General features: G+C 41.4%; 11 protein-coding genes. 5 read left to right on the forward strand and 6 right to left on the reverse strand.

Annotated features, from left to right (window positions below; all coding sequences use genetic code 11):
- From crcB to lrp, 5 genes are all read right to left on the reverse strand, one after another.
- The gene (gene crcB / locus ACFSJY_RS11005) at positions 1 to 396 is read right to left on the reverse strand and encodes a fluoride efflux transporter CrcB (RefSeq protein ID WP_386034182.1); all 396 of its coding nucleotides are present in this window, start codon (positions 394 to 396) and stop codon (positions 1 to 3) included.
- Entirely contained in the window at positions 377 to 1723 is a 1347-nt protein-coding gene (locus tag ACFSJY_RS11010) for a replication-associated recombination protein A (protein WP_386034184.1), read from the reverse strand. The genes crcB and ACFSJY_RS11010 overlap by 20 nt, the downstream gene beginning before the upstream one ends.
- Entirely contained in the window at positions 1710 to 2384 is a 675-nt protein-coding gene (gene lolA / locus ACFSJY_RS11015) for an outer membrane lipoprotein periplasmic chaperone LolA (RefSeq protein WP_386034186.1), read from the reverse strand. The genes ACFSJY_RS11010 and lolA overlap by 14 nt, the downstream gene beginning before the upstream one ends.
- A 9-nt stretch (positions 2385 to 2393) precedes the next feature.
- The gene (locus tag ACFSJY_RS11020) at positions 2394 to 4958 is read right to left on the reverse strand and encodes a DNA translocase FtsK (RefSeq protein WP_386034188.1); all 2565 of its coding nucleotides are present in this window, start codon (positions 4956 to 4958) and stop codon (positions 2394 to 2396) included.
- Between the two features lie 73 nt (positions 4959 to 5031).
- On the reverse strand, positions 5032 to 5514 hold the full coding sequence (gene lrp, locus ACFSJY_RS11025) for a leucine-responsive transcriptional regulator Lrp (RefSeq protein WP_386034190.1): 483 nt from the start codon (positions 5512 to 5514) through the stop codon (positions 5032 to 5034).
- 127 nt (positions 5515 to 5641) lie between these two features.
- Between lrp and ald the strand changes: the two genes are divergently transcribed.
- From ald to infA, 5 genes are all read left to right on the forward strand, one after another.
- Positions 5642 to 6763, forward strand: a complete 1122-nt coding sequence (gene ald / locus ACFSJY_RS11030; protein ID WP_386034192.1) for an alanine dehydrogenase — start codon at positions 5642 to 5644, stop codon at positions 6761 to 6763.
- Positions 6764 to 6918: 155 nt separating this feature from the next.
- Positions 6919 to 7866 (forward strand): thioredoxin-disulfide reductase, encoded by a 948-nt coding sequence (trxB, locus tag ACFSJY_RS11035; protein WP_386034194.1) that lies wholly within the window; start codon positions 6919 to 6921, stop codon positions 7864 to 7866.
- A 17-nt stretch (positions 7867 to 7883) separates the two neighbouring features.
- On the forward strand, positions 7884 to 8591 hold the full coding sequence (gene aat, locus ACFSJY_RS11040; protein WP_386034196.1) for a leucyl/phenylalanyl-tRNA--protein transferase: 708 nt from the start codon (positions 7884 to 7886) through the stop codon (positions 8589 to 8591).
- A gap of 16 nt (positions 8592 to 8607) precedes the next feature.
- A complete protein-coding gene (locus tag ACFSJY_RS11045; RefSeq protein ID WP_386034198.1) occupies positions 8608 to 9309 on the forward strand; it encodes an arginyltransferase in 702 nt (233 codons plus the stop codon).
- 84 nt (positions 9310 to 9393) lie between these two features.
- The gene (infA, locus tag ACFSJY_RS11050) at positions 9394 to 9612 is read left to right on the forward strand and encodes a translation initiation factor IF-1 (protein ID WP_093328826.1); all 219 of its coding nucleotides are present in this window, start codon (positions 9394 to 9396) and stop codon (positions 9610 to 9612) included.
- 66 nt (positions 9613 to 9678) lie between these two features.
- On the opposite strand, the gene clpA is transcribed toward infA, so the two are convergent.
- A complete protein-coding gene (gene clpA, locus ACFSJY_RS11055) occupies positions 9679 to 11943 on the reverse strand; it encodes an ATP-dependent Clp protease ATP-binding subunit ClpA (RefSeq protein ID WP_386034201.1) in 2265 nt (754 codons plus the stop codon).
- Between the last annotated feature and the right edge of the window lie 13 nt (positions 11944 to 11956).

The following is an 11956-nucleotide window of genomic DNA, read 5'->3' on the forward strand; positions in this document are numbered from 1 at the left end:
TTATCTATTTGTCACAATATACATACCTATCGCCGCAGCACTTACACATAGCACTACATTAAGTAATACATTGGCGATAGCTTTCAAAAATTCACCTTGTTGAATTAACAACACGGTATCTAACGAGAAGGTCGAAAACGTTGTAAATGCGCCAAGAAAACCAATTCCAACTAATGTTCGTGAAATTGAAACGCTAATTACACCTTGTTCAATTAACCCGTATAAAAAACCCATAATAAATGAGCCGGAAATATTAACGATCAATGTCGCAAAAGGGAATCCCTTTCCGAGCCAATTTAACACGATTTGCGAAATAAAAAAGCGCAACGTCGCTCCGGTTGCACCACCGATAGCGACTAGCAGGTACAAATGTAAATTACTTATAGCGCTGCTCATGGCTTTCCCTGTTTAATTTATCCAAAAATTCGCGCTTTTCCTTTAACTGTCTTTCAAGTCCCCTATCACTCGGGAAGTACAAACGTGTATCGCTTATTGGTTCTGGTAAATAAGACTCTCCTGCCGCAAAAGCATAATCTTCATTATGTGCGTATCGATACTCAGCGCCATGTCCTAGCTCTTTTGTTATTTGGCTGGTTGCATTTTTTAAATGTGGAGGAACGTCTAAGTGACTTGTTTGTTTAGCAAGCTGCTTTGCTTGATTAAATGCTTGATACACAGCGTTTGATTTGGGTGCTAGCGCTAGATACACAGTAGCCTGAGCAATAGCTCTTTCGCCTTCAGTCGCACCAACACGTTGAAACGTATCCCAAGCATTGATAGCAAGTTGCATTGCACGAGGGTCGGCATTTCCAACATCTTCGCTTGCGATAGCCAACAGGCGACGAGCGACGTAAAGCGGATCTCCTCCGGCAGTAATAATTCTTGCGTACCAATACAGCGCCGCATCGGGATCAGAGCCCCTTACAGACTTATGATAAGCGCTAATTAAGTCGTAAAATGCGTCACCACCTTTGTCGTACATCGCTACTTTTGAGCCGGCGACCGCAAGAACTTCCTTTTTTGTTAACGCTTCAAGTTCCTGATACTGGTCTACGCAGTTTTCAAGAAGGTTCAACAGTCGTCGAGCATCTCCCGACGCAACAGCTAACAGGTTTTCAGTTGCTTCTTCGTCTAGTAAAACGTTTTTCCCTCGCTCATTTGACAACAATACCAGTGCTCGATTGAGTACTAAGCGAAGGTCTTCATTGTCTAGAGACTTCAATGTGTATACGCGTGTTCGAGACAGTAATGCTCTGTTTAACTCAAATGCGGGGTTTTCAGTGGTAGCGCCGATAAAAATGATAGTGCCATCTTCAATATGCGGTAAAAAAGCATCTTGTTGGCTTTTGTTGAACCTATGTACCTCATCTACAAACAACACCGTTCGTTTGCTGTGGTGTATTAAGCGCTCTTTTGCCTCGTCTATCGCCTTTCGAATTTCTTTTATACCGTCTGTGACGGCTGAGATTCTTGCTATGTCAGCGTCAGCGTGGCTGGCAATAATTTCAGCTAACGTTGTTTTACCCGTACCTGGTGGCCCCCAAAAAATGACAGATTGACTTTGCTTTTGCTCGATTGCTAATCGAAGTGGTGAATTCGGCCCTAAAATATGTTGTTGACCTACATATTCATCCAGGTTTTTGGGGCGCATGCGAGCAGCCAGTGGCATAAAGCCGCTTGGCTGTTCGAATGACAAATCTAATGTACCGTTAGCGTTGGTCATCTAACAAAATCCCTTCAGGGACTTCAAAACTAAATAGGCCATTCGGCAACGTTTGATTCATTTGGATATCTGCGAGGCTAAAATAACTTTTTTGACCAGTCACATCTTCAAATGAAAAGCTCGTTAGCACGTTTCCACTGAACGCTAAACTAAGTGTCTTAATTTGCGCGTCTTGGTCTTGTGAAGAAATGTGGAAACCGTTTTCTAAATTTCCCTCAACAAGGTAGTTATCCCAGAGTGACTCATCTGTTGTGGTAAGCAGTAATATTGGGGTATTTTTCACACTTTGCGCCAAGGAGTATGCCGTTACTTGCTCAATAAAAGGGTCAAACAACCATATAGTCTCACCGTCCGACGTAATCGTGGATTCATCCGGTAAAAAGGTTTGCCATACCATTAGGTTAGGTTTAGCAATAACAAATTTACCTTCCCCTTGTTGAATGAGTTCATCGCTGGTGTCTTTGACATCTTGCTTAAACGATGCAGACAAGTTGTTCATTTGTGCTAGCGTAGACATAAGCGTTTGCTTTGCAACGCTCTTTTCCTGTGTTTCTTTCAATACAGTTAAATTTTCTACTGTTTCTGCTTCACATGAAAAAGAAACTAGGTAGCCAATCGAAACAGCTATCGCTGCCGCGAGTGGCTTCAATTTATCTATCATAAAATTCTCTTAATCTTTAACCGGTGGTGGAGCAAGCACTTCCCTAGCGCCATTGTGCCCTGGTTTTGACACCATGCCTTGCATTTCCATCTCTTCTACAATGCGAGCTGCACGGTTATAGCCAATTCTAAATTTACGTTGAACGGAGGAAATAGATACGCGACGTGTTTCTGTGACAAACATTAACGCTTCATCAAATAGTGGATCTAGCTCTGCAGCATCAGCTGCTTCTGCTTGCTCGCCTGGTAATAAAATTTCTTGTTCCGTGTCACCCGACTTGATTTCTTCAATATAGTCAGGCGTTCCGCGTGACTTCCAATCGTTCACAACAGAGTGAACTTCGTCATCATTTACAAATGCACCATGAACACGCACAGGTACCGCTTCACCTGGTGGTAAATAAAACATGTCTCCCATACCTAACAATTGCTCAGCACCTTGCTGATCTAAAATGATACGAGAATCTATGCGAGAGCCAACACGCAGTGCCATTCGTGTAGGTATGTTTGCTTTAATTAAACCGGTAATTACGTCAGCTGATGGGCGTTGAGTCGCTAGAATTAAATGAATACCAGCTGCACGTGCCTTTTGGGCAATACGCGCTATCAACTCTTCAACTTTTTTACCCACTATCATCATCATGTCAGCAAATTCATCTACAACAATGACAATTGAAGGCAGTTTTTCAAGCGTAGGTGGAGTTTGGGTAAATGCGTCTGTTGGTTGCCACAAAGGATCGATAATTGGCTCACCTGCCTCTATCGCTTTTAAGACTTTGTCGTTGTAACCTTTTAAATTACGTACACCTAACTTAGACATGAGTTGGTAACGACGTTCCATTTCACCTACACACCAGCGTAAAGCATTTGCCGCTTCTTTCATGTCTGTAACCACCTCAGAAAGTAGATGTGGAATACCTTCATAAACGGCCATTTCAACTTGTTTAGGGTCGATTAGTATCATACGTACGTCTTCAGGTGATGACTTGTAAAGGATACTAACTAACATTGTATTAACGGCAACTGACTTACCCGCACCTGTTGTACCAGCAACTAATAAGTGCGGCATTTTAGCGAGATCTGCAACAACTGGATTGCCAGAGATATCACCACCAATTGCCATAGCTAAATTTGATTTAGAATTAGCAAACGCTTCACTTGAAATGACGTCCGAAAAATACACGGTTTCACGATGTTTGTTAGGTAACTCGATACCAATAAAAGACTTACCTTCAATAACTTCTACTACACGGACACTTTTTGCAGATAAAGAACGTGCAATATCTGTGGCTAAGCCAGATACCTTACTTGCTTTAATACCTTTGGCTAAGTCAACTTCAAAACGAGTGATGACAGGGCCTGGGTATACCCCCTCAACAGTTGCAACAACGCCAAATTCAGCAAGCTTTTCTTCAACTAGGCGAGAGACTTTATCTAGTTGTTCTTGGTCGATTGGGTTGCGCTTTTTATCAGAGCGGTCTAACAAATCCAGCGATGGCATAGATGAAAGATCTGGTCCCACTTCTTTTTCTTCAGCCAGCTGTTTATGAATTTTATCGTGGAGTGTTGGTGTGTCTTCTTCTACTTCGATTTTTTCAACTGGTTCAAACGCTGCTGCTATTTCCGCATCACTCACATTCTCTTGTACATTGTTACCTGAGGTTCCAGAGAGCAACTCATCGATTTCAATAAACGGTTCAACACGATCATTACTGTTAATGTCATCTTGGGTAGATTGTTCTTCATAAGGCCCTAAAGCATCACTGATTTCATCTTCAGTAAGTGAGTTGTCTGGATCATGACTTAATTGAATATCATCAAAGCCCTCTTTTACAGGATCTGGTGTTGGCTCAAGTTGATTGTCAATCTGAGGTGTTTCAAACAGCGGATCAATGTCATCATTGTTTTTGGGTTCGCCTTTTTCTTTTGCTGGCTTGATAGGCGGTTCTAACTCGCTAGTACCGAACTTCTCTGCCAATATTTTAGGTAAACCAAGTAAATACATGACAGCAGCAATTGCATATTTACCAATATTGTCGACGATATTTATCCATGAGATTCCAGTAACAAAGACAAAACCTGAGCACGTCAACAACAAGAAAAGGAGCGTACTACCAACGAAAGACAAATAAGGCAAGAAAGTGCCACTGAGTATATCCCCTACGATGCCACCCGCTGAAAAGTAATAGATATCATCAAAATTCATACTCGCTAGCGACGTCACTCCAATGTAGAACATGAAAAAACCAACTAGCTTGAGCCCAAGTGTGAGGTAATCTAATTGCATCAACCGATGGTATTTTTGAAACAACAACCAGCCTACAACTGCAACGGCAAATGGAAGGCTGTAGGCAATAACGCCAAACAAATTCAACAACAGGTCTGAAACGTATGCGCCAATTGAACCACCTAGATTTCTAACAGGGGTTTGATAGCCCGTTTGTGCCCATCCTGGGTCAGCCGGGTCAAAGGTAAATAGTGCAAGCATTAGATACATGGCGATTACTGTACAAAACAATAAGCCTGCTTCTAATAATCGTTGAACACCGTTTAATTTTTCATTCGATGAAGACAATGAAGGAATACCACTGAAAATAATTATTCTAATAAACGCTAAAATAGCAAAGATTTAGGTTTGATAAAATGGGCTAACGTGCGATAGGTAAGACATTCGCCGATTTTACCTCTTCCATAACCACATATGTCCGGCTTTCGCTCACAGCTGGTAGCCTTAATAAGGTGTCTCCCAATAATTCTCGGTATGCTGCCATATCTTGCACGCGTGTTTTGAGTAAAAAATCAAAATCTCCAGACACAAGGTGACATTCTTGGATGACATCAAGCTCTTGAACCGCTCTAGAAAATTCGTCGAACACGTCAGGGCTAGTTTTGGTTAACGTTATTTCAACGATAACCAGCAACGCAGCATCTAGCTTAACTGGATCTAATATCGCTCTGTAGCCGACGATATAGCCATCCGCTTCGAGTCTTTTCACTCGTTCAAGACAAGGCGTAGGACTTAGCCCTACTCTCTTTGATAGCTCGACATTCGATAATCGACCATTTTTTTGAAGTTCGACTAAAATATTACGATCTATGCGATCAATTTTTTTATTAGCTTGGTTAGGCATATTTATCAAACACTATTGCATCGCGTTTTTGTAGTTATATATTCTGCAATTTAACAAATAACGGCAGGATGTTCTACATAATTACCACTATACTAGTCAGCAATTTCAACCCAGAGAGTATAAGAATATGATTATCGGTGTACCTAAGGAAATTAAAAACCATGAGTACCGCGTTGGTATGGTACCAGCAAGTGTACGAGAACTAATTAACCACGGTCACAGTGTAATTGTAGAAACAAATGCTGGTATCGGCATTGGTTTTTCTGATCAAGACTACGTTGATGCAGGTGCGTCTATTTTAAAGACAGCTGAAGAAGTCTTTGCACAAGCAGAAATGATTGTAAAAGTAAAAGAACCACAAGCTGTAGAACGTGCAATGTTACGTGAAGGCCAAATCTTATTTACTTATCTACACCTTGCACCAGACCTTCCGCAAACAGAAGATCTAATCAAAAGTAAAGCAATCTGTATTGCGTATGAGACCGTTACTGACAATCATGGTGGTCTTCCACTTCTTGCTCCTATGTCTGAAGTTGCGGGTCGTATGTCAATTCAAGCAGGTGCTCAAGCGTTAGAGAAGTCAAATGCTGGTCGCGGTATGCTATTAGGTGGCGTTCCAGGTGTTGAGCCAGCTAAAGTTGTCGTCATTGGTGGCGGTATGGTTGGTGCTAATGCAGCACAAATGGCTGTAGGCATGGGTGCTGACGTTGTAGTGCTTGACCGTAACATCAACGTATTGCGTAAGCTAGATGCACAATTTGGTAACCGCATCAAAGCAGTTTACTCAACGGCTGATGCTTTAGAAAAGCATGTGTTAGACGCTGACCTAGTAATTGGTGGTGTACTTATTCCAGGCGCTGCTGCACCTAAGCTAGTCACGAAAGAGCACATCAAAAACATGAAGCCAGGCTCAGCAATTGTAGACGTTGCGATTGACCAAGGTGGTTGTATTGAAACTTCGACGCCTACTACACATGCTGAGCCAACTTTCATTGTTGATGATGTAGTTCACTACTGTGTAGCTAACATGCCTGGTGCTGTTCCTCGCACATCAACATTCGCTTTAAACAACGCAACACTTCCTTATATTATTCAATTAGCGAATAAGGGATACCAAAAAGCTTTATTAGATGACAAACATCTTCTAAACGGCTTAAACGTAATTGCTGGTCAAGTAACAGTGAAAGAAGTCGCTGAAAACCTAGGCTTTGAATACGTTGATCCGGGTGTTGCATTGTTAAATGCATAAGCAATTTGCTTAAAAACCTATCAAAGGTGTAAATAAAAAAGCGCATTTTTATCAATGCGCTTTTTTTGTATCTCACTAAACTTAATATACCCCCTTGAATTTATTTCATAGAATCCCTATCAATTAAGCAGATTGAATTAAGTTTTGGAGTTTCCATGAGCGACGTAAGACATTGTCCTCTTCTAATTTTGGGTTCTGGCCCTGCAGGTTACACAGCAGCGGTGTATGCGGCTCGTGCAAATTTAAACCCAGTAATGATCACGGGTATGCAACAAGGTGGTCAATTAACTACAACCACTGAAGTTGAAAACTGGCCTGGTGATGCAAATGACCTAACTGGCCCTGATTTGATGGTGCGTATGCAGCAACACGCTGAAAAATTCGATACCGAGATCATCTTCGACCATATTGAAGAAGTTGACTTGAACGTTCGCCCATTTAAATTGAAAGGTAGCTCAGAATATACATGTGATGCGTTAATCATTTGTACAGGCGCATCTGCTCAATACCTTGGTCTTGAGTCAGAAACGGCGTTTATGGGTAAAGGTGTATCTGCATGTGCAACATGTGATGGTTTCTTCTATCGTAACCAAAAAGTAGCGGTAGTTGGTGGTGGTAACACGGCTGTTGAAGAAGCGCTTTATTTATCGAATATTGCTAGCGAAGTTCACCTAATTCACCGTCGTGACACGTTCCGTTCAGAGAAAATCTTAACGAAGCGTTTAATGGATAAAGTTGAGAAAGGTAACATCACTCTTCATTTAGACCGTACATTAGATGAAGTGCTAGGCGACGATATGGGCGTTACAGGTGTTCGCATCAAAGATACCAAGTCTGACGCAACTGAAGAGTTTGATGTTCAAGGTGTGTTTATCGCAATTGGCCACAAGCCAAATACAGATATATTCAAAGGCCAACTTGACATGAAAGACGGTTACCTAACAATCAACAGTGGTACAGAAGGTAACGCGACACAGACTAGTGTTGAAGGTGTTTTTGCTGCTGGTGATGTGGCTGACCACATTTACCGTCAAGCAATCACATCTGCCGGTGCAGGTTGTATGGCTGCTCTAGATGCAGAACGTTACTTAGACGCTAAGTAAACGAGCACTCGTCTTATATGAGCCAAACTATCTCTTTTATTCATCCAGATAGTTTGGCGTTTCCTCCCCTCTCTCAAGCACTTGATGAACCTAATGGTCTATTGGCCATTGGCGGTGATTTAACACCAAGTCGACTAATTTCAGCCTACAAATCAGGTATTTTCCCTTGGTATAGCGAAGGTGAGCCGATCATGTGGTGGTCGCCTGATCCTCGCGCGTTAATCCCTACAAATGACATCAATATAAATCGAACGCTACGAAAGTTCATTAACAAACAGAAATACCAAGTAACGCTAAACAAAGCATTTGAACAGGTGATACAGTTTTGTGCAGATGCGCCGTTTAGAAATGAAGACACATGGATAACGGATGAGATGCAGCTTGCCTATCTCACGCTGCATGAACAAGGACATGCACACTCTATTGAAGTATGGGATGAAGATATTCTGGTGGGGGGATTATATGGCGTAGCTATAAATGGTTTCTTTAGTGGTGAATCCATGTTTTATGCCGCACCGAACGCCTCAAAAGTTGCGCTTGTAGCACTTGCTAATCATTTAAAATCGGCACATATTAAATTTATAGATTGTCAGTTAACGAATCCTTTTTTAGCAGACATGGGATGTATTGAAATATCTAGAAAGCAATTCATCGATGAAAAAACAGTTGCACAGTTAATTGTGCTACCTGAAAATTTTTGGTCACCAAAATTATTAGATTACTAGAATTTATAGGCGTTTAATGAAGTACGATTTCCGTTTAGGTATCACAAAGCCGTTTCCTTGCAATTACTTACCTAAAAAAGAAGAACGTTTATTACTTGTCATCGACAGCATTGAAAAAGACTCAGATCAATATGACTGGCTAATGTACCAAGGGTTTCGTCGCAGTGGCTCACAAGTATACCGCCCCCACTGTGAGCAGTGTAATAGATGTCAGTCTATCCGAGTTAGAGTGCCTGACTTTACACCAAGCAAAAGCCAAAAAAGACTCTATAAAAAAAATAAAAACTACTCGATAAGAATAACAGATCAAAGCGCTGAACATTATTACGAGTTGTATGAACGCTACATCAATACTCTTCATCAAGACGGTGCTATGTATCCGGCTACACGAGAGCAATACCAGGGCTTTGTGTTTAGTAGCGTATGTCATTTTGTATTTTTAGAAATATATGACGGCGAAAAACTTGTTTCTGTCGCGGTGACGGACGTTTTACCGTCAGCACTTTCGGCGGTATACACATTTTATGACCCAGACTATCGTAAACAAAGCATGGGTATGTTCTCAATTTTGTGTCAGCTAGAGTACGCTAAAAAAATTAATAAACCTTATCTTTATTTGGGCTATCAAATTGATGAGTGCCAGAAAATGAATTACAAAAATAAGTTCCTGCCACATGAACGCTTAGTCGGTAATCGCTGGCAATTAATAAATAAATAGTCCCTATCGCTTTACATTGCTGCCACAATTGGGCATGATCTGCGCAGTTTTATTATCGACACACTTTTAGAGGTTTGACGCCCAATGGCGAAAGAAGAAAATATTGAAATGCAAGGTACGGTTTTAGAAACCTTACCTAACACTATGTTCCGAGTAGAATTAGAAAACGGTCACGTTGTTACAGCTCACATCTCAGGTAAAATGCGTAAAAACTACATCCGTATTTTAACTGGTGACAAAGTAACAGTTGAATTGACGCCGTACGATTTATCGAAAGGTCGCATTATTTTCCGCGCTAGATAATAAAAACCCTATAAAAGAAAAGCCCCTAAGTTAGGGGCTTTTTTATTGGTAAAAGTAAAACAAGAATTACTCTTGCTCTACCAATTCCTTTTTGTTTTCGGTTTCAATGACTAACGCGTCTTTTTTCACTTTTACTTTAGCAACACCACCACCTGTCAAATTGCCAAACAGCAATTCATTTGCCAAAGGTTTCTTCAGCTGCTCTTGGATAAGACGTGCCATAGGTCTAGCACCCATCGACTTATCGTAACCATGCTCAGCCAGCCAAGCTTTCGCATCTCGTGTTAGCTCAAGCGAAACCCCCTTCTCATCAAGCAACGTTTCTAACTCGACGATAAACTTGTCGATCACTTGGTTGATAATCTCAGTATCAAGATGATTAAACCAAACGATATTATCTAAACGGTTTCTAAATTCAGGGGTGAATACGCGGTTAATCTCGTCCATCGCATCAAGGCTATGATCTTGTTGTTTAAAGCCTATAGATTTGCGAGTTGTTTCCTTTACCCCCGCATTAGTTGTAAGCACCAGAATAACATTTCTGAAATCTGCTTTGCGGCCATTGTTATCTGTTAACGTACCATGATCCATCACTTGAAGTAGGATGTTATAAACATCTTCATGTGCTTTCTCAATTTCGTCTAACAACACTACTGCGTGTGGGTGTTTTATTACAGCATCAGTTAACAAACCGCCCTGCTCATACCCTACATAACCTGGAGGCGCACCAATTAAACGACTTACCGCATGCTTTTCCATATACTCAGACATGTCGTAACGCAATAATTCAACGCCCAGTATTTTCGCCAACTGTTGTGTTACTTCTGTTTTACCAACACCCGTAGGGCCTGCAAACATGAAAGAACCTATCGGCTTTTGTTCAGCGTTTAGACCCGCTCGAGATAGACGAATAACCGATGTTAACTCATCGATTGCCTTATCTTGACCAAATACAACGAGTTTTAGGTTTCTGTCTAAGTTTTTAAGGCTGTCTTTTTCCGTACTTGAGACCGACTTTTCCGGAATACGGGCAATTTTTGCCACGATAGACTCGATGTCTGTATTGTTAATCACTTTCTTACGCTTTGAGCGCGTCACCAACTGCTGTTTAGCACCGGCTTCGTCAATTATATCGATAGCCTTGTCCGGTAAAAAGCGTTCATTGATGTATTTGTCAGCTAATACAGCTGCAGCTTTTAACGCTTTATTGGTGTAGCGAATACCGTGATGAGACTCGTATTTATCTTTTAAGCCTTGCAGTATTTTGGTTGTATCATCAACGCTAGGCTCTACTATATCTATTTTTTGGAAACGGCGAGCTAGCGCGCGATCTTTTTCAAAAATACTCTGGTATTCCTGATATGTCGTCGAGCCCATGCAACGAAGTTTGCCTGAAGAAAGTAGTGGCTTAATTAAATTTGAAGCATCCATCATTCCGCCAGATGCAGCTCCTGCACCTATTATCGTATGAATCTCATCAATAAAAAGAATCGCTTTTTCTTCTTTTTCAAGCTCTTTTAACAGTGATTTGAAACGTTTTTCAAAATCACCGCGGTATTTCGTACCCGCAAGCAAAGCCCCCATGTCTAACGAGTAAATAGTCGCATTTTCTAGAAACTCTGGAACTTTCTCTTCAACAATTAATGATGCTAGGCCTTCAGCAATTGCGGTTTTACCAACCCCTGCTTCACCAACAAGTAACGGGTTGTTCTTGCGACGACGGCTAAGCACTTGAAGCGTTCTTTCTAATTCATCGTCACGTCCAATAAGTGGATCAATATTTCCTTTCTTTGCTTCTTCGTTAAGATTCACGGCAAAGCTTTCAACGACACGTGGCTCTTCTTCTTGACGCTGTTCGATATCTTCAACCGAACCGGTCGTTGATTCGTCACTTTCTATTTTGCTAATACCGTGCGAAATAAAATTAACAACATCTAAGCGCGTAATATCAGATTTTTTTAGGATATAGGCTGCCTGTGATTCTTGCTCGCTGAAAATAGCAACAAGCACGTTTGCACCGTTAACTTCGCTCTTACCGCTTGATTGGACATGAAACACAGCACGCTGTAACACGCGTTGGAAGCCCAGCGTTGGTTGAGTTTCTCTATCTTCTTCGCCGTCCGGAATGACGGGCGTTGTTTCACCAATAAAATCGACTAGATTTTTACGCAATTTAGGCATGTCTGCGCCGCATGCTTTAAGCGTTTCAACGGCAGACGGGTTGTCTAGAAGCGCGAGTAATAAATGTTCTACCGTCATAAATTCATGGCGAGATTCCTTAGCTTGACGGAAAGCTAAGTTTAGGGAAATTTCTAAATCTTTATTTAGCATAGGTCATACTCCA

It is taken from the genome of Thalassotalea euphylliae (genome assembly GCF_042682785.1).
GTDB classification, from domain to species: Bacteria; Pseudomonadota; Gammaproteobacteria; order Enterobacterales; family Alteromonadaceae; genus Thalassotalea_F; species Thalassotalea_F euphylliae.